The 26257-nt window shown below is 61.9% G+C and carries 24 protein-coding genes; 18 read left to right on the top strand and 6 right to left on the bottom strand.

Annotated features, from left to right (window positions below):
* Positions 1-179: 179 nt before the first annotated feature.
* The 5 genes from RTCIAT899_RS14105 (at position 180) to RTCIAT899_RS14125 (ending at position 4444) form a co-directional block, all read left to right on the top strand.
* Positions 180-1187, top strand: a complete 1008-nt coding sequence (locus RTCIAT899_RS14105) for an ABC transporter permease (RefSeq protein WP_015340915.1) — start codon at positions 180-182, stop codon at positions 1185-1187.
* Positions 1180-2073: an ABC transporter permease gene (locus RTCIAT899_RS14110; RefSeq protein WP_015340916.1), complete on the top strand. Its 894-nt coding sequence runs from the start codon at positions 1180-1182 to the stop codon at positions 2071-2073. Before RTCIAT899_RS14105 ends, RTCIAT899_RS14110 begins: the two co-directional genes overlap by 8 nt.
* On the top strand, positions 2070-2942 hold the full coding sequence (locus tag RTCIAT899_RS14115) for an ABC transporter ATP-binding protein (RefSeq protein WP_015340917.1): 873 nt from the start codon (positions 2070-2072) through the stop codon (positions 2940-2942). Before RTCIAT899_RS14110 ends, RTCIAT899_RS14115 begins: the two co-directional genes overlap by 4 nt.
* A complete protein-coding gene (locus tag RTCIAT899_RS14120) occupies positions 2939-3790 on the top strand; it encodes an ATP-binding cassette domain-containing protein (RefSeq protein ID WP_015340918.1) in 852 nt (283 codons plus the stop codon). The genes RTCIAT899_RS14115 and RTCIAT899_RS14120 overlap by 4 nt, the downstream gene beginning before the upstream one ends.
* Positions 3791-3880: 90 nt before the next feature.
* Entirely contained in the window at positions 3881-4444 is a 564-nt protein-coding gene (locus tag RTCIAT899_RS14125) for a VOC family protein (protein ID WP_015340919.1), read from the top strand.
* A 25-nt stretch (positions 4445-4469) separates the two neighbouring features.
* Here the strand turns inward: RTCIAT899_RS14125 and RTCIAT899_RS14130 are convergent, their stop codons facing one another.
* Positions 4470-6083, bottom strand: a complete 1614-nt coding sequence (locus tag RTCIAT899_RS14130) for an AMP-binding protein (RefSeq protein ID WP_015340920.1) — start codon at positions 6081-6083, stop codon at positions 4470-4472.
* 297 nt (positions 6084-6380) lie between these two features.
* Here RTCIAT899_RS14130 and RTCIAT899_RS14135 point away from each other — a divergent pair, with 297 nt between their 5' ends.
* The 8 genes from RTCIAT899_RS14135 to RTCIAT899_RS14170 are packed head-to-tail and all read left to right on the top strand — an operon-like array spanning position 6381 to position 15525.
* Positions 6381-8699, top strand: coding sequence for a bifunctional salicylyl-CoA 5-hydroxylase/oxidoreductase (locus tag RTCIAT899_RS14135; protein ID WP_015340921.1), 2319 nt, complete (start codon positions 6381-6383; stop codon positions 8697-8699).
* 7 nt (positions 8700-8706) lie between these two features.
* Positions 8707-9486 (top strand): SDR family NAD(P)-dependent oxidoreductase, encoded by a 780-nt coding sequence (locus RTCIAT899_RS14140; RefSeq protein ID WP_015340922.1) that lies wholly within the window; start codon positions 8707-8709, stop codon positions 9484-9486.
* Positions 9487-9489: 3 nt separating this feature from the next.
* Positions 9490-10341 (top strand): enoyl-CoA hydratase family protein, encoded by an 852-nt coding sequence (locus RTCIAT899_RS14145; protein WP_015340923.1) that lies wholly within the window; start codon positions 9490-9492, stop codon positions 10339-10341.
* 1 nt (position 10342) lies between these two features.
* A complete protein-coding gene (locus RTCIAT899_RS14150) occupies positions 10343-11527 on the top strand; it encodes an acyl-CoA dehydrogenase family protein (RefSeq protein ID WP_015340924.1) in 1185 nt (394 codons plus the stop codon).
* Between the two features lie 15 nt (positions 11528-11542).
* Positions 11543-12724, top strand: coding sequence for an acyl-CoA dehydrogenase (locus RTCIAT899_RS14155; RefSeq protein WP_015340925.1), 1182 nt, complete (start codon positions 11543-11545; stop codon positions 12722-12724).
* A gap of 7 nt (positions 12725-12731) precedes the next feature.
* Positions 12732-13163: an acyl-CoA thioesterase gene (locus tag RTCIAT899_RS14160; protein ID WP_015340926.1), complete on the top strand. Its 432-nt coding sequence runs from the start codon at positions 12732-12734 to the stop codon at positions 13161-13163.
* Complete coding sequence (locus RTCIAT899_RS14165; protein ID WP_015340927.1) at positions 13141-13536, top strand: RidA family protein; 396 nt, start codon at positions 13141-13143, stop codon at positions 13534-13536. Before RTCIAT899_RS14160 ends, RTCIAT899_RS14165 begins: the two co-directional genes overlap by 23 nt.
* 21 nt (positions 13537-13557) lie before the next feature.
* Positions 13558-15525 carry a 3-hydroxyacyl-CoA dehydrogenase NAD-binding domain-containing protein gene (locus RTCIAT899_RS14170; protein ID WP_015340928.1) on the top strand — a complete coding sequence of 656 codons (1968 nt, stop codon included), beginning with the start codon at positions 13558-13560 and terminating at the stop codon, positions 15523-15525.
* A 20-nt stretch (positions 15526-15545) separates the two neighbouring features.
* On the opposite strand, the gene RTCIAT899_RS14175 is transcribed toward RTCIAT899_RS14170, so the two are convergent.
* From RTCIAT899_RS14175 to RTCIAT899_RS14185, 3 genes are all read right to left on the bottom strand, one after another.
* Positions 15546-16757, bottom strand: a complete 1212-nt coding sequence (locus RTCIAT899_RS14175) for an adenylate/guanylate cyclase domain-containing protein (RefSeq protein ID WP_015340929.1) — start codon at positions 16755-16757, stop codon at positions 15546-15548.
* Positions 16758-16912: 155 nt separating this feature from the next.
* Positions 16913-17815 carry an SDR family NAD(P)-dependent oxidoreductase gene (locus tag RTCIAT899_RS14180; RefSeq protein ID WP_015340930.1) on the bottom strand — a complete coding sequence of 301 codons (903 nt, stop codon included), beginning with the start codon at positions 17813-17815 and terminating at the stop codon, positions 16913-16915.
* A gap of 82 nt (positions 17816-17897) precedes the next feature.
* Positions 17898-18638: an SDR family oxidoreductase gene (locus RTCIAT899_RS14185; RefSeq protein WP_041677641.1), complete on the bottom strand. Its 741-nt coding sequence runs from the start codon at positions 18636-18638 to the stop codon at positions 17898-17900.
* 122 nt (positions 18639-18760) lie between these two features.
* Here RTCIAT899_RS14185 and RTCIAT899_RS14190 point away from each other — a divergent pair, with 122 nt between their 5' ends.
* The 3 genes from RTCIAT899_RS14190 (at position 18761) to RTCIAT899_RS14200 (ending at position 21709) form a co-directional block, all read left to right on the top strand.
* A complete protein-coding gene (locus RTCIAT899_RS14190; protein ID WP_015340932.1) occupies positions 18761-19672 on the top strand; it encodes a LysR family transcriptional regulator in 912 nt (303 codons plus the stop codon).
* Positions 19673-19809: 137 nt separating this feature from the next.
* Positions 19810-21156: an LLM class flavin-dependent oxidoreductase gene (locus RTCIAT899_RS14195; RefSeq protein ID WP_015340933.1), complete on the top strand. Its 1347-nt coding sequence runs from the start codon at positions 19810-19812 to the stop codon at positions 21154-21156.
* A 10-nt stretch (positions 21157-21166) separates the two neighbouring features.
* Positions 21167-21709 carry a carboxymuconolactone decarboxylase family protein gene (locus tag RTCIAT899_RS14200; RefSeq protein ID WP_015340934.1) on the top strand — a complete coding sequence of 181 codons (543 nt, stop codon included), beginning with the start codon at positions 21167-21169 and terminating at the stop codon, positions 21707-21709.
* A gap of 170 nt (positions 21710-21879) precedes the next feature.
* On the opposite strand, the gene RTCIAT899_RS14205 is transcribed toward RTCIAT899_RS14200, so the two are convergent.
* On the bottom strand, positions 21880-22308 hold the full coding sequence (locus tag RTCIAT899_RS14205) for an OsmC family protein (protein WP_015340935.1): 429 nt from the start codon (positions 22306-22308) through the stop codon (positions 21880-21882).
* A gap of 212 nt (positions 22309-22520) precedes the next feature.
* Here RTCIAT899_RS14205 and RTCIAT899_RS14210 point away from each other — a divergent pair, with 212 nt between their 5' ends.
* Positions 22521-23786 (top strand): glycerate kinase type-2 family protein, encoded by a 1266-nt coding sequence (locus RTCIAT899_RS14210; protein WP_015340936.1) that lies wholly within the window; start codon positions 22521-22523, stop codon positions 23784-23786.
* 21 nt (positions 23787-23807) lie between these two features.
* Here the strand turns inward: RTCIAT899_RS14210 and RTCIAT899_RS14215 are convergent, their stop codons facing one another.
* Entirely contained in the window at positions 23808-23990 is a 183-nt protein-coding gene (locus RTCIAT899_RS14215; protein WP_015340937.1) for a hypothetical protein, read from the bottom strand.
* Positions 23991-24265: 275 nt separating this feature from the next.
* On the opposite strand from RTCIAT899_RS14215, the gene ggt reads away from it, so the two are divergent.
* On the top strand, positions 24266-26008 hold the full coding sequence (ggt, locus tag RTCIAT899_RS14220; protein WP_015340938.1) for a gamma-glutamyltransferase: 1743 nt from the start codon (positions 24266-24268) through the stop codon (positions 26006-26008).
* Positions 26009-26257: the final 249 nt, after the last annotated feature.

The following is a 26257-nucleotide window of genomic DNA, read 5'->3' on the forward strand; positions in this document are numbered from 1 at the left end:
CGTTTTGACGGGGAGAGGGGACGACCTTTGTATCCTCGTCTGGAAAGGCGGCTGGAAGGAAGGCTGCGGGTGCGTCTATCCCCTTCTCCCCGTCAAAACGGGGAGAAGGTGCCCGACAGGGCGGATGAGGGGCTCAGGGCTCTCAGCGCCACCAGCCGTGCGATCGGAACTCATAACGCATGATAGCAGTCTCCATATTGAACCGCCTCATCATGGCCGCGATCACCCTCTTCGGCGTGGCGGTGATCGTCTTCGTCCTGTTGCGCGTCGTACCCGGAGATCCGATCGCGATGATGATCTCGCCGGGCGCAAGCCCTGCCGACATCGCCGCACTCCGCGCCCATTACGGCCTTGATGCGAGCCTGAGCACGCAATTCTGGCTGTGGTTGAAGGCAGTCCTGACGGGCGATTTCGGGACATCGATCTCCCTGAAACGCGATGTGCTCTCCCTGCTGGGCGAGCGCCTCCCCGCAACACTGGAGCTTGCCTTCGCAGCACTCGTACTGGCGGTTCTTCTCGGCGGCGCGGTCGCGATCGTCGGCACGCTCGCCCGCCGCACGGTTTTCGAGCCTGTGATCGACAGCTTCAATGGCCTTTTTCTTGCCGTTCCGGATTTTGTCTGGGCGCTCGCGCTGGTCCTCGTGCTCGGCGTCCTCTTTCCGCTTTTCCCGCTCTCCGGCCGTATCGATCCGAGCATCGACGCACAATTCGCGACCCCCTTCTATCTCCTCGAAAGCCTGCTGACGCTTCGCTTTGCGATCTTCGCCGATATCTGCGCCCATATGGTCATGCCGGTCCTGGCGCTCGGTCTGCCGCTGGCGGCCATCATCGCCCGCGTGCTGAAAGCCGCACTCTCCGAGGCCATGGTGCAGGACTATATCCTGCTCGCCAAATTGAAAGGAATGTCCGAGCTGCGGCTGGTATTGCAGGAGGCGCTGCGCAATGCGGTCGGCCCGACGATCGCGCTCACCGGCGTGCAATTTACCTTCCTGATCGGCGGCACCGTCATCGTCGAACGCATCTTCGCCTATCCCGGCATTGGCAACATGGCGATCGATGCGGTCATCAACCGCGACCTGCCGCTGATCCAGGGGCTTGTCCTGGTCTTCGGCGCCATCTTCATTCTCGTCAATCTGGCGGTCGATCTCCTGGTCGCAGCCTTCAATCCGAGGCTCGCCCATGGCTGACGTCACCTCGCCTGCCGTGCCGCGACCATCCTCCAGAATGGCGAAGCGCGTCCGGGCACTGCTTTCCGAGCCGAAGGTGATCTTCGGCGGCGGCTTCATTCTCATCCTACTCATCCTCGCGATCTTCGCGCCCTATATCGCGCCGAAAGATCCACTGGAGCAGGATCTGATGTCCGGCACCCTGCCGCCGGCCTGGATCGAGGGTTCCGATCCCGGCTTCCTGCTGGGGACGGACGATCTCGGCCGCGACGTGCTCTCACGCGCCATCTTCGGTACGCGCATCGCGCTTACGGTCGCCTTCGTCGCCGCCGGGCTCGCGGCCTTGATCGGCACATTGCTCGGCCTTCTCGCCGGCTGGTATGGCGGCTGGATCGACAAGGTGATCTCCCGTCTTGTCGATATCTGGATGGCCTTCCCGCCTGTATTGCTGTCGATCCTGCTCGTCGCCGTCTTCGGCTCCGGCGTGCATTCGGTCATCGCGGCCATCGTCATCATCGACTGGACACGTTTCTGTCGCGTCGTGCGCTCGGAAACACAGACGCAGGCCCGGATGGATTATGTGACCGCCGCCCACACGATCGGCTTTTCGCGGGTGCGAATCCTTTTCAGCGAAATCCTGCCCAACGTGACGCCGGTGCTGATCGCCCTTGTCAGCCTTGAAATGGGCATTGCCGTCATCGTCGAAGCCATCCTGTCCTTCGTCGGCCTTTCCGTCTCCTCGGACACACCGACCTGGGGCGGCATGATCGCCGAGGGGCGGCAGATGATATACCAAGGCTGGTGGGTGCTGGTCGTGCCGCTGATCGCCCTCTTCGCCACCGTGCTTGCCTTCAATCAGCTTGGCGACGGCCTGCGCCGCGCCCTCGATCCGGTGATGCGCCGATGACATCTACGCTTCTCTCCATAACAGGCCTGAGTGCCGTGTCCGACCGCGATGGCGGCGCGCCGATCCTGCGCGATGTCTCCGTCACGCTGGAGCGTGGCGAGGTACGCGGCATTGTCGGAGAAAGCGGCGCCGGCAAGTCGACCATCGCCAAGGCCCTGCTCGGCATCCTGCCGCGCGGCGTCCGCCTCACCGGCGGCTCCATAATCTTCGAGAACCGCGACCTGCTCACCCTCTCCATCAGGGAATTGCGAGACATCATGGGCAGCGAAATCTCGCTGATCCCGCAGGACCCGCAAACCGCACTCAATCCCGGCCGCCGCATCGAGGCGCAACTGACCGATGGCTTGCGGTTGAAACGCGGCCTGTCATCGGGCGATGCCCGCCGGCGCGCGCTGAAGCTGCTGGAAGAAGTGCATATCCGCGATCCCGAGCGCGTGCTGCGCGCCTATCCGCATGAATTGTCCGGGGGGATGCGGCAGCGCATATTGATCGCCGCCGCCTTCGCGCTGGAGCCGAAACTGGTCGTCGCCGACGAGCCGACCACCGCGCTCGACGTCACCGTGCAGAAGCAGATCCTGCGGCTGATCCGCGGCCTGCAGGAAGCGCATGGCACCGCCGTCATTTTCGTCACGCACGATCTCGGCGTCGTCGCCCAGATATGCGACAACGTGACCCTGCTGTACGCAGGCAAGGTTATCGAGGAGGGGCGTACAAGCGACGTGCTTACGCATCCACGGCACGTCTACACGAGATCTTTGATAGCAGCCGGGCCGCGCTATGACCGGCCGGATGCGGGGCTGACACCGGTTCCGCAAGCCGTCTTCGAACAATTGCGCCGCGAAATCGGCATTTCGGAGGGCGGCCGATGAGCGTTTCCGATCATCTGCTGTCCGCTAAGGGCATTGAGGTGACCTACGGCGCCAAGCCGCATCTTTTCGGGCCGCCGGGCCACGGCATCAAGGTGCTGCACGGCGTCGATATTGATATCCGCCGCGGCGAAACCATCGGCATCGTCGGCGAAAGCGGCTCGGGCAAGACGACCCTCGGCCGCGCCCTGCTGCGGCTGGTCGATGTGACGGCGGGCAGCATCCATTTCGATGGCAGAGACATCACGCGTCTGCCGGCTACAGACATGCGGCCGCTGCGTCGGCGCATGCAGATGATCTTTCAGGATCCGATGGCCTCGCTCAACCCGCGCCACACGATCCGCCGCATCCTCGTCGAACCGCTGCTTCTGCACAAACTCGCTTCGGACAGGAAAGAGGCCGAGCGGCAGGTTGCCGAAATCCTCGAACGGGTGACGCTCCCTCAGGCATGCCTCGAGCGCAATCCGCATGAACTCTCGGGCGGTCAGCGCCAGCGCATCGGCATCGCGCGTGCGGCCTTGCTGAAGCCGGATTTCGTGCTCGCCGACGAGATCGTCTCCGGCCTCGACGTGTCGACGCAGGCGCAGGTTCTGAATCTCCTGAAGGAGCTTTCGCGCGATCTCGGCCTTTCCATGGCCTTCATCAGCCACGACCTCTCGGTCATCCGCGCCGTCTGCGACCGGGTCTATGTCATGCGCCACGGTCGCATCGAGGAAGAAGGCGATTGCGAGCGTGTCTTCACCGCACCCGCCTCCACCTATACCCGCATGCTGCTTGACGCCATTCCCCTGCCGGAAGTCGACCCGCACTGGCTCGGTCGCGAAAACCTGATGGAAGCGTCCGATGCATGAAGGTCGCCCGATCAGGGCGCAAAGTTTGCGCTTGAGCCGCAGGTGTTAGCGAGACTGCAACAACATCGGTATATGGAAAGGGAAGACCCTATGAAGGATCCTGTTTCAGCAGCAACAAACACAACGGGCTTGCCCGGTCTTCGCGGTCACGACCATACGGGACTGACGGTGCCGGATATGAAGCAGGCGGTCGATTTCTTTCAGAACGTGCTTGGCTGCGAGGCCATGATGTCATTCGGCCCGTTTGCCGATGATGAGGGTACGTTCATGACGGATCTGCTCGGCGTCCACCCCAAGGCGCAGGTAAAGCAGATCACCCAAATACGCTGCGGTTTCGGTTCGAACATCGAGCTCTTCGAATACGTCGCTCCCGATCAGCGAGATCTGAAACAGAAGAACAGCGACATCGGCGCATTTCATATCTCGCTCTATGTCGACGATATCGATGCGGCAAAGGCCTATCTGGACAGCCACAACATCGAGACACGGCTCGGACCGTTCCCGGTCCAGGATGGCCCGGCGGCAGGCCAGTCGATCCTCTATTTCCAGGCACCATGGGGCCTGCAATTCGAGGCGATCAGCTATCCCAAGGGTATGGCCTATGAAAAAGATGCTGAAACCGTGCTGTGGAGCCCGAAAGATCCGGGTAAGTGAAGCAAGATGTCGCCTGACGGTATCCTCAGTTACGCAGGCGGAAGCGCTGTACCTTGCCGGATTCCGTCTTCGGCAAGGCTTCGACGAAGACGATGGAACGCGGATATTTATAGGGTGCAATCACGGCCTTGACGTGATCCTGCAAGGCCCTGACGAGCAGATCCGATCCGGTGACACCCGGCGCCAGCACGACATGAGCCTGCACGATATGGCCCCGTTCCTCGTCCGGCTTGCCGATCACAGCGCATTCCAGCACGTCGGCATGCGAAAGAAGCGCAGCTTCCACTTCCGGCCCGGCAATATTGTAACCGGCGGAAAGAATGATGTCGTCCGAACGCGCGGCAAAGTGGAAATAGCCGTCCTCATCCTGAATAAAGCTGTCGCCGGTCACATTCCAGCCGTCCCGCACATAATCGGCCTGCCTGTGGTCGGCGAGATAGCGGCAGCCGATCGGTCCGCGAACGACGAGTTTGCCGATGGTCCCGCGCGGCACCTCGTTCATCTCGTCATCGACGACGCGGGCTTCATAGCCCGTCAGCGGCTTGCCCGTGCAATTCGGCCGCGCGTCGGAAAGATGGTTGGAGATGAAGATGTGCAGCAACTCGGTCGAGCCGATGCCGTCGAGGATCGGCTTGCCGGTCTTGCGCGTCCATTCCTCGAAGATCGGCGCCGGCAGCGTCTCGCCGGCGGAGACGGCAATGCGAAGCGAGGAAAGATCCGCTCCCTCCTCCATCGCCGCCAGCATGGCGCGATAGGCCGTCGGTGCGGTGAAGCTGATCGTCGCGCCATATTCCTGGATGATCTCGACCATGTTCTTCGGCGAGGCGTTTTCCAGCAAGGCCGTCGATGCGCCGAAGCGAAGCGGGAACACGACCAGACCTCCGAGCCCGAAGGTGAAGGCGATCGGCGGCGAGCCGACGAAGACGTCATCCGGCGTGACCTGCAGGACTTCCCTGGCATAGGCATCGGCGATGATCAGGATATCGCGATGGAAATGCATGGTCGCCTTGGGCACGCCCGTCGATCCGGAGGTGAAACCGAGCAGCGCCACATCATCCCGCCCGGTCTTCACCGGCTCGAAGCGAACGGGCTTGTTGAGCGCAATGCGGTCGAGTTCCGCATCGTGGTTGGCGGTGCCGTCGAAGCCGACAACCTGCTTCAAAAACTGGCTGTCCTTGGCCGCCGCGACAAGCTCTTCCAGCAGTCTTGTATCGCACAGCGCGAATGAGATTTCCGCCTTGTCGATGATCTTCGAAAGCTCGCCTGCCCGCAGCATCGGCATGGTGTTGACGGCAACGGCGCCGACCTTCGTCACCGCCAGCCAGCAGGCGATCATGGCCGGGTTGTTTCCGGAGCGGATAAGAACGCGATTGCCCGGCTTCACGCCGAAGTCCTCGACAAGCGCATGCGCGATGCGGTTGGTCCAGTCCGCCAGCTCCTTGTAGGTGCGGCGCCGGCCATTGCCGATGAGCGCCACGTTGTCGCCGAAGCCTTTTTCGACCATGCGATCGCTCAGCTCGAAGCCGGCATTCAGCCATTCCTGATAGTCGAAACCATCCATCAGCAGCTCGGGCCATTCGTCGAAAGGCGGCAGATTGTCTCGCGTGAATGTATCGGTATGACCGGTCGGTCCCAGCATTACGTTGCTCCCACATTCTTATCGATCAATCGCCACGACAGCCGTTTCCCCGCGGCGCATGTGGCATTGCTAAAAAAGATCGCACCGAAGCCCACAATGTTCAAGCGAGAAATTTTAAGCCTAAACTATTTTTGATTTCTGATTGATTCAAAAGGGCTATTTTCCATTTTCCTGCTATTATGAGTGCCTACAGGCCGCATATTGGAGCAGGAAAAGCCTTGACGAATGGCTCCAACAAGATATTTTAAACTTAAATTATTTTGAGGTCGGTTCCGGCTGGACGAGGAGGGAAAAGCGATGCGCATCGTCTGTATCGGCGGCGGCCCCGCGGGGCTTTACTTCGCGCTTCTGATGAAGAAGCTCCATCCCGAGCATTCGATCCGTGTCGTCGAGCGCAACCGCCCCTATGATACCTTCGGCTGGGGCGTCGTCTTCTCCGACGCAACAATGGTTTCGATGCGGGAATGGGACCCGGAAAGCGCTGCCGAGATCGAGGACGCCTTCAACCATTGGGACGATATCGAGGTCCTGTTTAAGGGGACGCGCCAGCGCACATCGGGCCACGGTTTCGTCGGTATTGGCCGCAAGAAGCTTTTGAACATCCTGCAGCGCCGCTGTGAGGCGCTCGGCGTGGAGCTGATCTTCGAAACGGACGTCAATTCCGATCTCGACTATCCGGATGCCGATCTGGTCATCGGCTCGGACGGCCTCAATTCGCGCATTCGCAATCATTATCCGGAGGTCTTCCAGCCTGACATGATCACCCGGCCGAACCGCTATATCTGGCTCGGCACCAACAAGCTCTTCGACGCCTTCACCTTCGATTTCCGCCGCACCGATCACGGCTGGTTCCAGGCACATATCTACAAGTTCGACGACAAGACCTCGACCTTCATCGTCGAGACGACGGAAGAGGCTTATCTCGCGCATGGCCTCGACAAGATGGATCAGGACGGCTCCATCGCCTTCTGCGAAAACCTGTTCTCCGAAGTGCTCGAAGGCACCTCGCTGATTACCAATGCCCGCCACATCCGCGGCTCGGCATGGCTGAATTTCAACCGCCTGATCTGCGGCAAATGGAGCCATTTCAACGGCAATTCCCATGTCGTGCTGATGGGCGATGCTGCCCACACCGCGCATTTCGCCATCGGCTCCGGCACCAAGCTCGCCATCGATGACGCCATTGAGCTGACCCGGCAGTTCCAGATCCATGGGCACGAGAAGGACAAGATACCGGCCGTCCTTGAGACCTATGAGGAAATCCGCCGCGTCGATGTGGCGCGTATCCAGAATGCTGCCCGCAATGCGATGGAATGGTTCGAGGTCGTCGGCCGCCGCTATGCCGACACGCTCGATCCGCCGCAATTCATGTATTCGATGCTGACCCGCTCGCAGCGCATCAGTCACGAAAATCTGCGGCTGCGCGACAAGACCTGGCTTGAAGGCTATGAGCGCTGGTTCGCGGAAAAATCCGGCCTTGCCGTCGGTAACGACCGCTGCCTGCCGCCGATGTTCACGCCTTATCGCCTCCGGGATGTCCAACTTATCAACCGCATCGTTATGTCTCCGATGGCGATGTACTCGGCTGAAGATGGCGTGATGAACGATTTCCACATCGTCCATCTCGGCTCCCGCGCCCTTGGCGGCGCAGGGCTGATCTTCGCGGAGATGACTTGCGTCACCCCGGATGCCCGCATCACGCCCGGCTGCCTCGGCCTCTGGAACGAAGAGCAGGTGGCGCAGTGGAAGCGGCTCGTCGATTTCGTTCACACGAATAGCGCCGCCAAGGTCGGCATCCAGCTCGGCCATGCCGGCCGCAAGGGCGCGACGAAGCTCGCCTGGGAAGGCATCGACCAACCGCTTCCCGAAGGCGAGTGGCCGCTGATCTCCGCATCATCAGTCCCCTATCTCAAGAATAGCCAGGTGCCGAGGACCATGGATCGCGCCGATATGGACCGCGTCAAGGCCGACTTCATCCGCTCGACGGAACTGGCGGTCGAGACCGGCGCCGACTGGCTGGAACTCCATTGCGCCCACGGCTATCTGTTGTCGAGCTTCCTGTCGCCGCTGACCAATCTGCGCGACGACGACTATGGTGGCAGCCACGAAAACCGCGCCCGCTATCCCCTGGAGATCTTCAGGGCAATGCGCGCGATCTGGCCGGCGGACAAGCCGATCTCGATCCGCCTCTCCTGCCATGACTGGACTGACGGCGGTAACACACCGGAAGATGCGGCGATCTTCGCGCGCATGTTCAAGGAAGCCGGGGCCGACCTGATCGACTGCTCCTCAGGCCAGGTCTCGAAGCAGGAAAAGCCGGTTTACGGCCGCCTGTTCCAGACGCCCTTTTCTGACAAGATCCGCAACGAGATCGGCATCCCGACGATCGCCGTCGGAGCAATTTCGGAGGCTGACCACGCCAATTCGATCATCGCCGCCGGCCGCGCTGATCTCTGTGCCATCGCTCGCCCGCATCTGGCCGATCCGGCTTGGTCACTGCATGAAGCCGCCAAGATCGGGCTGACTTCCATTCCCTGGCCGAAGCAATATCTTTCCGGCAAGACTCAGTACGAAACCAACCTCGCCCGCGCAGCCACGGCAGCACCGGCTAAGTGAGGATGATATGACGACTTCGGGCAAACTCAGCGGCCGTCACGCCCTCGTCACCGGGGCCGGCAGCGGCATAGGTGCGGCGATCGCCAACGCGCTTGCCGTTGAGGGTGCGCGCGTCAGTCTCGCCGGTCGCCGGCGAGAGCCGCTGGAAGCGGTAGCCGCCGAAATCGGCGCCCATGCATTCGTGGTCGATGGCTTCGATGTCACCAGCTCCGACGCCGTAGCCCAAGGCCTTGCCAAGGCGCGTGAGACGTTCGGTCTCGTTGATATCCTCGTCAACAATGCCGGGGAAGCGCCGAGCGCGCCCTTCGAGAAGACGACACTGGAGGCCTGGAACCATGTCCTCTTGGTCGACCTGACGGGTGTTTTCGTGGTGACGCAGGCAGCGCTTCCCGACCTAAAGGCTCGTGGCTCCGGCGCGCGCATCATCAACATCGCCTCGACGGCTGGCTTGAAGGGCTACGCATACGTTTCGGCTTACGTCGCCGCCAAGCACGGCGTCGTCGGCCTCACCCGCTCGCTGGCGCTGGAGCTGGCGAAAACCGGCATCACAGTCAATGCCGTCTGCCCCGGTTTTACCGACACGCCGATCATCCAGCGCTCGATAGACACGATCGTCGCCAAGACCGGTCGGACGGCCGAGCAGGCGCTCGCCGAGTTCACGAAGTCCAATCCGCAGGGACGTCTCGTCAAGCCGGAAGAGGTCGCCGATACCGTGCTATGGCTGGCCTCTCCGGCCGCGGCATCGATCAATGGACAGGCAATTGCGGTTGCCGGTGGGGAGATTTGAGGGATGAGCGATCGGGATATGACGATGAAGGGGTATCTGAAGCCCTTCAAGGATTATAAGCCGGAGCACTTCCTCTGGGATGTCAGTGAAGATGGCCGCGTCGCCACCATCCGCCTGAACCGCCCAGAACGTAAGAATCCGCTGACCTTCGACAGCTATGCCGAGCTGCGTGATCTCTTTCGCGACCTCGCCTATGCCTCCGATATCCGCGCCATCGTGCTGACGGGCGCGGGCGGCAATTTCTCCTCCGGCGGCGACGTCTTCGAGATCATCGAGCCGCTGACGCGCATGGCGATGCCAGGGCTCCTGGCCTTCACGCGCATGACAGGCGATCTGGTCAAGGCCATGCGCAAATGCCCGCAGCCGATCATCTCCGCGGTGGACGGCATCTGCGCCGGCGCCGGCGCCATCCTGGCCATGGCCTCCGATTTGAGGCTCGCGACGCCGGAAGCAAAGACCGCCTTCCTCTTCACTCGCGTCGGCCTTGCCGGTGCCGATATGGGCGCATGCGGCATCCTGCCCCGTATCATCGGCCAGGGTCGCGCCGCCGAGCTTCTCTTTACCGGCCGCTCGATGACGGCAGCGGAAGGACAAGCCTGGGGCTTTTATAACGGCCTGCACGCCGGCACCGATCTGGAGCAGGAAGCGGTCAAGCTTGCGCGTTCGCTGGCTGACGGACCTTGGTTCGCGCACGGCATGACCAAGACTATGCTGAACCAGGAATGGGCGATGGGCATCGACGAAATGATCGAATCCGAAGCGCAAGCACAGGCAATCTGTATGGCGACGCAGGATTTCCGCCGCGCCTTCGAAGCCTTCGCTGCCAAGCGCCGGCCGGAATTCGAGGGGGATTGAGGTGATATCAACGGCAAGCAACCTCGCCGGTCCGACACGCGATCATCTGGAGTGGCCCTTCTTCGAAGAGCGCCATCACCGTTTCGCCGCTGAGGTCGATGCCTTCGCAAGGTCCGGCACCATGGCTTCGATCGATCATGCCGATGTCGATGGCGCATGCCGAAAGCTGGTCAAGGCGCTGGGCGAAGCCGGGCTGTTGATCGCCGCTACTGGGTCTTCCGACAGCGAACCGCTGATCGATTCCCGCACGGTCTGCCTCGCCCGCGAAACGCTCGCCTGGCATGACGGCCTGGCCGATTTCGCCTTTGCCATGCAGGGGCTCGGCACCGGCGCTATCGGCCTCTCCGGTTCGCCCGAATTGCGTGTCGCCGTTCTGCCCAAGGTACGCTCGGGTGACTGGCTCGCCGCCTTCGCGCTATCGGAAAAGGATGCCGGCTCCGATCTGGCCGCCATGAGCTGCGCTGCCCGCCTGAACGGCGATCACTATGTGCTCGATGGCGAGAAGACCTGGATTTCCAATGGCGGCATTGCCGACGTCTACACCGTCTTCGCGCGCACCGGCGAGGCACCGGGAACCCGCGGCATCTCGGCCTTCGTCATCTTTGCCGATGATCCCGGCTTCTCGATTGCCGAACGCATCGAGGTAATCGCGCCGCATCCGCTGGCGACGATCCGCTTCGACAATTGCCGCATTCCCGCTTCGCGCCGTCTCGGCGCGCCGGGCGAAGGCTTCAAGATCGCCATGCGCACGCTCGATATCTTCCGCGCTTCGGTCGCCGCCGCCGGCCTCGGCTTTGCCCGCCGCGCGCTCGATGAATCGGTTGCCCATGCGCGCTCACGCCCCATGTTCGGCGCCGCCCTTGCCGACCTTCAGTTGACGCAGGCCGCCCTCGGCGATATGGCGACCGGCATCGACGCGGCGGCATTGCTCACCTACCGGGCAGCCTGGCGTCGCGACGTGCAGCGCTTGCCGACGACGCGCGAGGCGGCCATGGCCAAGATGACGGCGACGGAGACTGCGCAAAGCGTCATCGACCGCGCCGTCCAGCTCTTTGGTGGGCGCGGCGTGAAATCGGGCGAGATAACGGAAAAACTCTATCGGGAGATCCGCGCGCTTCGCATCTATGAAGGTGCGACCGAAGTTCAGAAACTCATCGTCGCGCGCGAACTTCTGAAGACCAATTAATGGGAGATTGAGAGCATGAGCCGCGAGATTTTCGACTGGGCCGACCCGTTCCGGCTGACGGAACAGCTGAGCGACGACGAACGCATGGTGCTGGATACCGCGCATTCCTATGCACAGGAAAAGCTCGCACCCCGCGTGCTGGAAGCCTTCCGCCACGAAAAGACCGATCCGGCGATCTTCCGCGAAATGGGCGAGCTTGGCCTTCTCGGACCGACGATTTCTCCGGAATATGGCGGCGCTGGCCTGAGCTACGTCGCCTACGGCCTGATCGCCCGCGAAGTCGAGCGTGTCGACAGCGGCTATCGCTCGATGATGAGCGTGCAGTCCTCGCTCGTCATGGTGCCGATCGAAACCTTCGGCGCGGATGCACAGAAGCAAAAGTACCTGCCGAAACTGGCGACTGGCGAATGGATCGGCTGCTTCGGCCTCACCGAACCGAACCATGGCTCCGATCCCGGCTCAATGGTGACACGCGCAAAGAAGGTCGATGGCGGCTACAGCCTGACCGGCGCCAAGACCTGGATCTCCAACGCGCCGATCGCCGATGTCTTCGTCGTCTGGGCAAAGACCGAGGATGGCCTCATCCGCGGCTTCATCCTCGAAAAGGGCTGGAAGGGCCTGTCCGCACCCGCCATCCACGGCAAGGTGGGCCTGCGCGCCTCCGTCACCGGCGAAGTTGTTATGGACAATGTCTTCGTGCCCGAAGAAAACCTGATGCCGAACGTATCCGGCCTCAAGGGTCCCTTCACCTGCCTCAACTCCGCGCGTTTCGGCATTGCCTGGGGTGCGCTCGGTGCTGCCGAGGATTGCTATGCTAAGGCACGCCAATATGTGCTCGACCGCAAGCAGTTCGGCCGCCCCCTTGCCGCCAACCAGCTGATCCAGAAGAAGCTTGCCGACATGGTGACGGAGATCACGCTCGGCCTGCAGGGCTGCCTGCGTCTCGGCCGCATGAAGGAAGAAGGCCATCCGCCGGTCGAGCTCACCTCCATCCTCAAGCGCAATAGCTGCGGCAAGGCGCTGGATATCGCCCGCGCCGCCCGCGACATGCTGGGGGGTAACGGCATCTCGGATGAGTTCGGCATCGCGCGCCATCTCGTCAACCTCGAAGTGGTCAACACCTATGAGGGCACGCACGACATTCACGCCCTCATCCTCGGCCGCGCCATCACCGGCATCGCCGCCTTTTCGAACTGAGGCGGCCGTGGCGTTTAGAACCACCAGACCCCTGCGCTTCGGAGATTGCGATCCTTCGGGGATCGCCTATTTCCCGTCCTATCTGAACATCCTCGTCGGGGTGCTGGAGGACTATTTTTCCTCGATCGGTTTTTCCTGGCGAAAGCTGATCGACGACCGGCGCATCGGTGTCCCCACCGTGCGGCTCGACCTGACCTTCATCAAGCCGGGCCTGCAAGGCGACAATCTCGAATTCCTGCTGGCGGTGCGCGGCGTCGGCCGCTCCTCGCTCGATCTGGAACATCAGGTCTCCGCGAACGGCCAAGTGCTGTGGACGGCCAAGCACCGCGTCGTCGCCACCTCGCTTGATACTCATAAATCCCTTGAATGGCCGGATGATATCCGCGCCGCGCTGACCTCTCATCTGGAGACGACCGATGCACACCATCCTGCAACCTGAGGGCTGGGCCAAGCCGATCGGCTATGCCAATGGCATGGCGGCGACGGGCCGCATGGTGTTCGTCGGCGGCCAGGTCGGTTGGAATGCCGCCTGCGAATTCGAAAGCGACGACTTCGTCGAGCAGGTGCGCCAGACGCTGAAGAATGTCGTCGCCATCCTTGCCGAGGGTGGCGCCGAGCCGAAGCATATCACGTCAATGACATGGTATTTCACCGACAAGCAGGAATATCTCGGCAATCTGAAGGGTCTCGGCCAGGCTTACCGCGAGATCATCGGCCGCCACTTCCCGGCCATGGCTGCGGTGCAGGTCGTCGCCCTCGTCGAGGATCGCGCCAAGATCGAGATCCAGGCGACAGCCGTCATTCCGGAATAATATCGCACGGAGTAGCAGCTCATGTCGGCATTGCGCTTTTCGGACACTATTTCGGCTGCATTGGCCGACGGAATTCTCGTCGTCACCATAGACAACGCCCCCGTCAACGCTATTTCCGCCGATGTGAGGAGCGGTCTGATGGCCGCGCTCGAGCACGCCGAGAAAGAGGGTGCAGTCGCCGGCATCGTACTGACCGGAGCGGGCAACAATTTCATCGGCGGCGCCGACATCAAGGAATTCGGCAAGCCGCTGGTCCCGCCGCATCTACCTGATGTCATCTCCCGCATCGAATCCTCTCCGAAACCCGTTGTCGCAGCAATCAATGGCGCAGCGCTTGGCGGGGGTCTGGAAGTGGCGCTCGCCTGCCATCGTCGCCTTGCCGCGCCGACCGCGAAGCTCGGCCTGCCGGAAGTTAAACTCGGCATCGTACCCGGCGCCGGCGGCACGCAGCGCCTGCCGCGTCTGACAGGCATCGCCGCCGCCATCGATATGATCGCCAATGGCCGCATCGTATCGGCTGCCGAAGCGTTGAAGCTCGGCATCGTCGATGGCGTGACCAAGGGCGAACTGATCGCCGAAGCTATCGCCGACGCCAAGATGACCAACGCCGTATCGTTGCGCCGCACGGGATCGCTGACAGTTCCTCCGGAAGCGACAGATGCGATCGACAAGGCGGCATCGGACGCATCGCGCAAGGCACGCGGCCAACGTGCACCTTCCGAGGCCGTCCGGCTTGTGCGCCTGGCGGCGACCGTCTCTTTGTCAGAAGGACTGGCCGAGGAACGCCGCACATTTATTGCCCTCCGCGACAGCGAAGAGGCCGCAGCCCTTCGCCATGTCTTCTTCGCGGAACGAGCCGCGGGCAAGGTCGAGGGGCTGGAGACCGTAGCTCCGCGCAAGATCGAAACCATCGGCATCGTCGGCACCGGCCTGATGGGATCTGGCATTGCCGTCTCAGCCCTCAATGGCGGCTACCGGGTCATCGGCGTCGAGCAAAGTGCCGAGGTCGCGGAAAAGGGACGCGAGCGCATCACCGCCCTCCTGGACAAGGCCGTGCAGTCCGGCCGCCTCGATGCAGCGGGGCGGGAAGATCGCTTGGGCCGGCTGACCGTCACCGCCGACATGCAGCAGCTGGTGCAGGCCGATCTCATCATCGAAGCTGTCTTCGACGATCTCACCGTCAAGACCGAGCTGTTCCAGTGCCTCGATTCGATCGTTCGCGCCGAGGCGATTCTTGCCACCAATACGAGCTATCTCGACCCCGACGTGGTCGCTGCCGCAACACAACGGCCAGAGCGTGTCGTCGGGCTGCACTTCTTCTCGCCCGCCAATATCATGCGGCTCCTGGAGGTGGTGAATTGCAAGCAGACGGCGCCGGATGTGCTGGCGACAGCCATTGCCCTGGCAAAACGGCTCGGCAAACTGCCCATCGTCTCCGGCGTCACCGAAGGCTTCATCGGCAACCGCATCTTTTCCGCCTATCGCCGCGAAGCGGAATACATGGTCGAGGATGGCGCTTCGCCGCAGGAAATCGACGCAGCACTGGAGGCCTACGGCTTTCCGATGGGGCCTTTTGCCGTGTTCGACATGGCGGGTCTGGAAATCGCCTGGGCGCGCCGCAAGCGGCAGGCGGCGACACGCGATCCGGCGGAACGCTACGTCGTCATCGCCGACCGGCTCTGCGAAGCCGGCCGTTTCGGCCAGAAGACGGGCCGCGGCTGGTATGCCTATCCCGACGGCAAACGGACAGATGATCCCGAGGTAACGGCCATGATCGAAGCCGCGCGCGCCGAAAAAGCCATTGTGCCGAAAAGCTTCACCCCAGAAGAGATCGTCAGCCGCCTGCTGAAAGCCATGGTTGACGAAGGCGAGGCATTGCTTTCGGAAGGCATTGCCGCGCGAGCCAGCGATATCGATCTTGTGATGATCAATGGCTATGGCTTTCCTGCCAGCAAGGGCGGCCCGATGTTTGCGGCCGGCCGTCGCTGAAAGCAGTCACCGCAGACGGGTCAGGCCGCCGAAGAGAGCAGCGTGAACAATTCCTGCGGCCGGTTGACGCCACGCAGCGCATAGCGGCCGACGGAAACGAGATCGTTGCTCTGCTGGCCTGACAGCGCCTCGACGAAATTCGACGACATCAGGACGTTGCGGTCGGCCGACCGGCACATGGAAGCGATGCGGCTGACCTCGTTGACGGCCGGCCCGATGACCGTGAAATCCAGCCGGTCCATGCTGCCGATATTGCCATAGAAGACATCACCGATATGCAGGCCGAGATAGACCTCGGTGACGGGCCGGCCTTCGATCTGCCGCTGCGAGTTGAGGTCGCGCAACCGCTGGCGCAGCAGCGATTCCGCCATCAGGGCGGCAGCGCAGGCATCGGCGGAATTACGAGCCTTGAAGATGGCCAGCGTGCCATCGCCGATCAGCTTCAGCACGTTGCCGCCCGCCTCATGGATCGAGGAGATGACCGCGTCGGCATAAGCATTCAGCATGGGGATGATTTCATCCGGCTCGGCCGTATCCGAGATACGGGTGTAGTTGGCGAGATCGGAAAACCAGAGGGCGGCCGAAATCCGCTCCGTCTTGCCACGGGTGATCTTGCCCTCGAGCACGTGCCGGGCCGCGTCCTCACCGAGATAGACCTCGGCAATGGTGCGGGCGATGCGACTCATGCCGGTACATTTGATCGCCAAAGCCAGCGCGGGCGTCAGCTTGCGCAGCACGCGCAGATCTTCCTCCGGAAAACCGACCTCATGCGCGGTGGCAAAGTTGGAATAGAAGCAGTCCATCTCGCCGATCGTGCCGCCCTCTTCGAAACGGTGGATCATGGCGATGTAGTCGGTGTGACCGTCGGCCAGTAGCGTATCGAGCCCGTAGAAATCGGTTGGTTCGCCGAAGCCGATGCGCCGGCGCACCTCGTCTCCGCCCGTCGTCAGCATGTGATAGAAGGCGGAACGCTGCCAGTTTTCAGAGGCGATCCCCTGCTGCGTCGGGCCATATTCGAACTCGCGCTCGATGATCTGATTGCCGTCCCAGCGGAAGGCGCGCCCTTCATAGACCGGATGCAGCGTATCCATCAGCGCCATGGCCCGATCGATGTTGAGACCATGCTGACGGCACTGCTCGCAGAAGCCGGAGAGGATATCGACTTCCGTCATTCCCTTGAGGCCTGCCTGCATGAGCCAGCTGGCAATTTCGCCAATGTCCTTCGCGTCCATGGATATCTCCCGACCCTCTGAAGGAATCGCTTTAGTACGAAACTCCAAGGCTTGGAATGCTGTACAACGCAAAATAGCCCTGATGCACGCAACAGATCGCCGCTTCTGTGGCACAGAAGCGGCGATTTGACACGTCCGAGAGATGATCGCGGGCCTCAAGCTTTTGCGTGCGGCTTCAGCAGATCTTCCAGACCAATCCGCCGGAAGAGCTCTGCGCGAACCCGATCGGCAACACCGTTGACGATATCGGCGCCATCCTCTGAAGGATCTATATGGGTACGGAACGGCCGCCAACCAAATGGCATATCAACCACATCGACGATCGCGACGGCTACCGATGCAGCATCGGCGTCGGCCGGCTCCAGCGAGGCCAGCCCCTTCAGCGCCCGGTCGGGAACGCCGGCATAGGGGCCATTGTCATACTCGGCGGCACGAGCCTTGTCGGCCGGCGAACCGGAATGAGCGAAGTGATTGGTGCCCTTCGTGAAGGCGCCCGGCACGATGATGGCAGTCTCGATGCCCCAGCGGGTCAGCTCCGAAGCGTAGGAAACGGCGAGCGAGTCCATGGCTGCCTTGGCTGCGAAATATGGCGAGAGATAAGGCGGCGTGCCGCCGCGCGTGCTGGACGAGGAGACCCAGACGACCAGACCCTTTCCTTCCTTGCGCATGTAGGGCAGCACGGCGCGATTGACGCGCTGGGTGCTGAGCACGTTGATGTCGTAGAGTTCGGCGAACTGTTCGGGCGTGAAGGCTTCTGCCGGGCCGAAGGACATGTGCCCGGCATTGTGGATGATGGTATCGATGCAGCCTTGCTCGGCGATGACGGCGGCAATACCGGCTTCGACGGACGCGTCCGCAGCGACATCGAGTTCGACGGTCCTGAGATCGACGCCATTCTCCCTGGCGAAAGCCGCCGCTGCCTCGACCTGCGCCGCATTACGCCCCTTGGTTTCGCGGATGCCGGCATAGACCGTATGGCCTGCCGTGGCGAGCGCGCGTGCCGTCAGAGCCCCGAAACCGCTCGATGCGCCAGTGATTACGATGACTTGCTTGCTCATGATCTTGTTCCTTCAGAGGATTGGCTGTTGTTGCCGATGAATTGGAGGGCGGGCGGCAGGCATGGCCAGCCGCCAAGTTGGCTCAGATCATGCCGCCATTGGCGCGTAGCGTCTGGCCGTTGATCCAGCCGCCGTCCGGGCCTACGAGGAAGGAGACGGCGGCGGCGATATCCTGCGGCGTGCCCAGGCGCTCCAGCGGGTTCATCTTGGCCATGCGGTCGATGAGCTCGTCGCTCTTGCCGTTCAGGAAGAGATCGGTGGCCGTCGGACCGGGTGCGACTGCATTGACCGTTATGGAGCGGCCGCGCAGTTCCTTCGCCATGATGCCGGTCATGAGCTCGACCGCCGCCTTCGTTGCGGCATAGACGCCGTAGGTTTCGAGCTTCAGGCCGACGATGCTGGTCGAGAAGTTGACGATACGCCCGCCGTCACGCAGACGCTTGCCGGCTTCGCGCAGCGTATTGAACGTACCCTTGAGGTTGATGGCGATATGGCGGTCGAAATGCGCGTCGTCGGCATCGGCGATCTTGGCAAGCTGCATGATGCCGGCATTGTTGACGAGGACGTCGACGCCGCCAAAGGCTGCTTCGGCCGCATCGAACATGCGGCGCACTGCTTCGGCATCAGAAACATCGGCCTTCGCGGTCAGGGCCTTGCCGCCCTTTTCCTCGATCTTGCGGGCGAGTTCCTCGGCGGCGGCTTCGCTGCCGGAATAGTTGATGACGACTGTGAAGCCGTCTTCGGCCAGACGCTCGGCAATCGCTGCGCCAATGCCGCGGGATGCACCGGTGACAATCGCTACCTTGTTGGAATTGCTGCTCATTTTCCTCATCCTTCGCTGGATTGCGCCGCAGCGCGTTTCGATGAGGAGAAGATGCCCCTTTCCTTAAGGCGGATAATCAGCCATAAATCGGCATCACTATCCGAAATTGGCGAACAAATAATATGGACCGGTTCGATGCCATGCGCGTGTTCTGTCGAGTCGTGGAGCGGCGCAGTTTCACGCTGGCGGCCGAGGACACCGGCCTACCCCGCTCGACGGTGACGGATGCCATCAAGCAGCTCGAGTCTCGGCTCGCCATACGCCTGCTGCAGCGAACGACGCGGCATGTCAGCCCGACGCTCGACGGCGAGGCCTATTACCAGCGCTGCCTGCGCATCCTTTCGGATATCGAGGACGCCGAAGGCGCCTTTGCCGGCGCAAAGCCGAAGGGTGTGCTGCGCGTCGACGTGCATGGAACGCTCGCCCGCCACTTCGTGCTGCCGAACCTGCCGTCCTTCCTCGAAACCTATCCCGATATCGAGCTGCAGATCACCGAGGGTGACCGGTTCGTCGATCTCATCCGCGAGGGGATCGACTGCGTGCTGCGCGTCGGCACGCTGCAGGACAGCGACATGATCGGCCGCCGCGTCGCGATGCTGGAGGAGGTGACGCTTGCTGCGCCCGCCTATGTCGAACGTTTCGGCATGCCCGCCCATCCGGAGAAGCTCGACGGGCATCGGATGATCGGCTTCCGCTCTTCCGCAACGGGCGGATTGCTGCCGCTGGAATTCCAGATCGATGGCACTGTGCGCGAGATTACCCTGCCGGCCACCATCTCCGTCAATGCGGCTGAGAGCTATTTCACGGCGGCCAAGCTCGGTCTTGGCCTGATCCAGGTCCCGCGCTACCACGCAGAGGAAGCCCTGCGATCGGGCGAGCTGCTGCATGTCCTTGAGGACTGTCCACCGACTCGAACGCCCGTCTCGATGCTCTATCCGCGCAGCCGCCAGCTTTCGCCGCGGGTCCGCGTCTTCATAGATTGGCTTGTGAAGGTTTTTGCCGGACAGAACGTGGCTGAAAGCCCGGTCGGATGAATATTCCGCGAAAGCGATCAAATAAATGAAATCGGCTCTTTGAATGCGCGACCGGCACGCCTACGTCGTAATGCATTATCCCGCGGGCGCTGTCGTTTCGACGTCATGACAGCCTGGCGATTTTCGAGAGAGAGCCGATGACCGAACAGAAGCAATTGAAGCTTGGGGCCTTCATGCGCCCCGTCAGCCTGCATACCGGCGCATGGCGCTACCCCGGCTCCTATCCGGACGCCAACTTCAATTTCCAGCATATCAAGAGCTTTGCGCAGGAGCTGGAAAAGGCGAAATTCGACGCCTTCTTCATGGCCGATCATCTGGCCGTCCTCAACATGCCGATCGAGGCTTTGAAGCGCAGCCACACGGTGACCTCCTTCGAGCCCTTTACCCTGCTTTCGGCGCTCGCCGCAGTCACCGACAGGATCGGCCTGGTCGCTACCGCGTCGACGACCTTCGACCAGCCCTATCACATCGCGCGCCGCTTCGCCTCGCTCGACCACATCAGCGGCGGCCGCGCCGGCTGGAATATCGTCACGACCTCCAATCCCGACGCCGCCCTGAACTTCGGCCTCGAGGAGCATGTGGAACATGGCGAGCGCTATCATCGCGCCCGTGAATTCTACGATGTCGTCACTGGCCTCTGGGACAGCTTCGCCGACGACGCCTTCATCCGCAACGCCGAGACTGGCATCTTCTTCGACCCGGACAAGATGCATGTGCTCGCCCACAAGGGCGAGGAGCTCAGCGTTCGCGGCCCGCTCAACATTGCCCGCTCGCCGCAGGGCTGGCCTGTCATCGTGCAGGCCGGGCAATCCGATGTCGGCCGCCAGCTCGCCGCCGAGACGGCCGAAGCGGTCTTCGCCGCCCCGCGTAATCTCGCCGATGGCAAGTCTATTTTCGCCGACATCAAGGGACGGATGAAACAGATCGGCCGCAATCCGGATCATCTGAAGATCCTGCCCGCCGCCTTCATCGTCGTCGGCGACACGATCGAGGAAGCGAAGGCGAAACGAGCAAAGCTCGACAGCCTCGTGCATTACGATAGCGCGATTGCATCCCTATCGATCGCGCTGGGACACGATGCATCCAAATTCGACCCAGATGGACCGCTGCCGGAGATTCCGGAGACCAATGCCAGCAAGAGCGGCCGCGAACGCGTCATCGCCCTTGCCGAAGCTGAAAAGCTCACCGTGCGGCAGCTTGCCCAGCGCCTCGGCGGCTATGCCGGCCTCGCCTTCGTCGGCACGCCGCAGAGCATCGCCGACGAGATGGAGCAATGGCTGCACGAGGAAGGCTCTGACGGTTTCAACGTCGTCTTCCCCTTCCTGCCGCAGGGCCTGCTTGACGTGACCACCCGCGTCGTTCCAGAGCTGCAGCGTCGCGGCATCTTCCGCCGCGACTACGAAGGCACGACATTGCGCGAACACCTCGGCCTGCCGCGCCCGGAAAACCGCTTCTTCAAGGCTGCCGCTGAAGCCGCGCAGTAAGAGAGATGACATGAGCCATATCACGCCGATCGACTACGAGACCGCTTCCGACGCCGTGCGCGCCGAGCATGATCGCGAAGTGCAGCTGCGCGGCCGAATGACGAACATGAAGCGGACATTGCTGCATTCCCCGGTCGCGCATCGCATCTATGCCGAATGGTTTCCCCTGCGCGAAGAGTTGCGTCCCGCGCTGGACGATCGCGCCGTCTGGCTGCTTTGCCATGCCATCGCGCTCGAATGCCGCTCGATCATCCCGGTCGGCTTCTTCCGGCGCGCGCTCATCAATGCCGGCCTGACGCCGGAAACGATTGTACCGAGCGAAGACGAGGCTCTCTTGATCGAATTCGGCAAGGCGATCGTCAGGGATTCCAATGCCATTCCGGAGGAGATCTGGGATCGATTGAAGGCCCGCTACGACGAGCCGACGCTTGCCAACCTCGTCGCCTTCGCAGGGATCATGATCGCAACGGCAATCTACAACAATGCCGTGAAGGTGGATATCGACCCGGAGCTTGGGCCTTATCTTGAAGGGTTTGAGTTTCCGGCGAAGTAACGAAATGCCCCTCACCCCAACCCTCTCCCCGTTTGACGGGGAGAGGGAGCGACGTCGGTGCCCTCGCCCAACTCAGCGCGAGAGAGGAAACGGCGATGGCGCGGCCATCCCCTTCTCCCCGTCAAAACGGGGAGAAGGTGCCCGACAGGGCGGATGAGGGGCTTTAGTGACTATCCCGAAATGACAGTCGAAAACTGCGGATTGCCGCGGATCGTGTTGCTCACGGTGCAGATTTCATCTTCGGCGGCGCGCGCGATCGCGTTGCGGATCTCGTCACCGAAATCGCCCTTGATGGTGAAGGCAATGTTGAATTTTTCGACGCGGGAAAGACCTTCGGTGGCCTTTTCGCCTGTCACGACGGCGGTGACTTCCGTGAGCTTGTCGAGCACGCCGAGACTGCTCGCCGCCATGCGGGCGCTCAAGACCAGGCAGGCAGACAGCGACGAATAAAGCAGATCGAGCGGATTGAAACCGGGCTGCGACGGCGAAGTGACGATGTCGATCTCACCGCCGGTCACCGACGTCACATGCGGAAAGCCGGTGCGGCCGACTGTAGCGGTCGCGCCCGTCTGCCTCGTCTTCACTTTCAGTTCGGCCATGTCGAAAATCCTTGAAATAAAAGCGGGAAACCCTTTCCTTCTACATAGGGATTCATCGCGCAGGACACAATTGCAGTTCGTGGCCCTTGCGCCTTCCAACCAGTTAAGCCACCAAATGGTTAAAGGCTCTGAGAAGCAATTCCAGGAAAAGTGCATTAGCGGTTTTCCGTCCGGAATTGCGTACAAACGCTCTAGAAGACAGGCAGTTCGATATGACCGTTACCGATCCCCGCGCCTTCCTGACCTTGCTGTTCGATGCCGCCGTTCGCGCTGCCGATCCGTTGACTGGTATTCGCTCGCATCTGCCGAAGAAGCCCAAGGGCCGGACGATCGTCATCGGCGCCGGCAAGGGCTCCGCCCAGATGGCCGCCGCGCTGGAACAACGCTGGGATGGCCCGCTGCAAGGTCTCGTGGTGACGCGATATGGCTTCTCCGCTCCTTGCCGCCAGATCGAAATCATCGAAGCCGCCCATCCGGTGCCGGATGAGGCGGGCCTCATCGCATCTCGCCGATTGTTGAAACTCGTCGAAGGCCTGACGGAGGACGATCTGGTGATCGCGCTGATATCAGGTGGCGGCTCGGCACTGCTGCCATCGCCGGCGGGGTCGCTGAACCTTGCCGACGAGATCGCCGTCAATAAGGCGCTGCTGGCATCCGGTGCGCCGATCTCTGCGATGAATGTCATTCGCAAGCATCTGTCGACCATCAAGGGCGGCCGGCTCGCGGCAGCAGCCCATCCCGCCAAGGTCATCTCGCTCGTCGTCTCGGATATCCCCGGCGATGACCCTGCTTTGGTGGCATCCGGCCCGACGGTCCCGGGTGCCGGCACGCGCGCCGACGCGCTCGACCTTATCCGCCTCTACCGTATCGAACTGCCTGCGGCCGTTCTCGCCCATATCGAGAAAGCCGAAGCCGATGCTCCCCGCCCGGACGATCCGCGCTTTGCCGGCAATGAGGTCCATCTCATCGCATCCGCCGGCGTCTCACTGGAGGCCGCTGCCGAGGTGGCGCGAGCAGCGGGCATCGAAGCCGCCATCCTTTCCGATGCGATCGAGGGCGAGGCTCGCGAAGCCGCCCATGTCCACGCCGCCCTCGCCCGCGAAGTGCTGCATCGCAACCGTCCCTTCGCCAAACCGATTGTGCTGCTCTCCGGCGGAGAAACGACGGTGACGCTGAAAGGCAAGGGCAAGGGCGGACGAAACTCGGAATTCCTTCTGTCTCTAGCGATCGACATCGACGGCCACACCGGGGTCCATGCCATGGCCGCCGACACTGATGGCATCGACGGCAGCGAGGACAATGCCGGCGCCTTCGCCGATGCGGGTACGGTGACGCGGCTGCGCGGGGCAGGATTGGTTCCCGCCGAGATGTTGGCAAACAACGATGCCTGGACGGCTTTCAACGCGATCGGCGATCTCTTCGTGCCCGGCCCAACGGGAACGAACGTCAACGACTTCCGCGCCATCCTGATCGTGTAATCCACCAGAAACGGCCTTGACTTAGACGATGGCGGTGCAATCGTCGCAGCGCCAGTAGGCTGCTGCGGTCGATGCCCATCGGAGGAAATGCCGGCTGCAATGGTCGCACTCGATTTCCACGACATGCGTCCTTTCGCCAACGATGAATGGCCTGGTCTTGATCCTGCGCTCGCGCTTCCATTGCTCGAGCTTCGTCACGGCCATGATTACCCTCCACGCAATACTCGCCTCGACAAGCAACAATCTAAAATAGATTCAACTAATAAAAGAAATATTGCAAGTGCGAAGCGATTTTCCGCGCGGCAGGGGGACAGAAATTATCCGTAGTAGTGCATGGAAGACATAGTGCACAGGCTTCCGGCCGCGGCGGGATCGCTCCGTTAAAAAATTGTGACAGCGGATATCGCCATTTTCGCGCGCGACGCCATGTCATTCGTTGGCGATTTTCCATCAAGATAACAATGGGAGGCATACTCATCATGCGCCACTTCCGCCAGCGGGCGATTTCGTCGGTAACCCTGGTCACATTTGCTCTCTTTTCCGTCACCGCTAGAGCTGCCGCGCCGCCACCGGTCGAGGCGGAGCATGGCATGGTAGTCACCGCTCAACATCTCGCCACCGATGTCGGCGTTGAAGTGCTGAAGAATGGCGGCAATGCCGTCGATGCCGCCGTTGCGGTCGGCTATGCGCTGGCCGTGGTCTACCCGACCGCCGGCAATATCGGCGGCGGCGGCTTCATGACCATTCGCATGCGTGACGGAAAGACGACCTTCCTCGATTTCCGCGAGCGCGCGCCCCTGGCAGCGACCAAAGGCATGTATCTCGACGACAAGGGCAATATCGTCAAAGGCGCCAGCACGGACGGCTATCTCGCCGTCGGCGTCCCGGGCTCAGTCATGGGCTTCGAGACGGCCCGCGAGAAATATGGCACCAAGTCCCGCCAGGATCTGATCGCGCCGGCCATACGTTATGCCAAGGAAGGCTTCACGCTGAAACAGGCCGATGCCGCCGAGCTGAATGAGGGCAAGGCCTGGCTGTCGCGCGATCCGGCCACTGCCGCGATCTTCACCAAATCCGACGGCAAGCCCTTCGCGACAGGCGACAAGCTGGTCCAGCCGGATCTCGCCAATGCCCTATCCGGCATTTCCGATCAGGGGCCGGATGGCTTCTACAAGGGGCCGGTCGCCAACGCCATCGTCAAGGCAAGCCAGGACAAAGGCGGCATTCTGGCAAACCAGGATTTCGAACAATACAAGGTCCGCGAACTCGAGCCCGTGAAGTGCAATTATCGCGGCTATGAGATCATCTCCTCGCCACCGCCCTCATCTGGCGGCGTCATCATCTGCGAAATTCTCAATGTGCTCGAAGGCTATCCGCTCTCCTATACCGGTTATGCCTCGGCCGATACGGTCCATTACATGGTCGAAGCCATGCGCTACGCCTATGTGGATCGCAACTCGGCGCTCGGCGATCCCGACTTCGTCGACAACCCCGTCGGCAAGCTCCTCGACAAGGCCTATGCCCAGAAGATCCGCGACAGCATCTCGCCCTATAAGGCCGGCGTTTCCAAGGAGCTGATGCCGAAGGGCCTCGGCGAGAGCCACGAGACGACACATTATTCGATCATCGACAATGACGGCAATGCGGTCGCCGTCACCTATACGCTCAACGGCTCCTTCGGTGCCGGCGTCGTAGCGCCCGGCACGGGCATCCTTTTGAACAACGAGATGGATGACTTCACCTCCAAGCCCGGCGTGCCCAACCTTTACGGCCTGGTGCAGGGCGAGGCCAATGCCATCCAGCCGAAGAAGACGCCGCTCTCCTCCATGAGCCCGACGATCGTCACCAAGGATGGCAAGCCCTTCATGGTGATCGGCAGCCCCGGCGGCTCGCGCATCATCACCATCACGCTGGAAGCGATCATCAACGTCATCGATTTCGGCATGAACATCCAGGAAGCGATCGACGCTCCCCGCATCCATCACCAATGGCTGCCCGACAAGGTCTACATGGAGCCGCGCGCGCTCTCGCCCGATACGATCAAGCTTCTGACCGGCATGGGCTACACGGTTCAGGTGGACAACAGCTGGCCGATCTGGGGCCAGGCGGCCGGCATACTTGTCGGGGGCAAGAGCCTCAGCGACATCGCCAAGGGCGGGGGCGCCCGCTATAACGGCGCCGTGGACAGCCGTGCCGGCTCAGGGCTTGCCGAAGGCTATTGATCGCCTCGGTGCCCGCTGAAAACGACGACTCGGACCGGTGCCATCACCAATTGGCACCGGTCTTTTTGCCTATCGCATCCGACCAAACGAGCACATTATCTTACGCGAAAAAACCAAGCGTGAGCATTTCGGCGCGATATCGCGCCTATTCATTCACCTCACGTTCATCTGATGCCGTTTGCCCCTGCATGTGCATCATTTTTTTTCATCCCATGAATGGGATTTGCGATTTCTGATATAGCAATCGCG

The organism is Rhizobium tropici CIAT 899, from assembly GCF_000330885.1.
Lineage (GTDB): Bacteria > Pseudomonadota > Alphaproteobacteria > Rhizobiales > Rhizobiaceae > Rhizobium > Rhizobium tropici.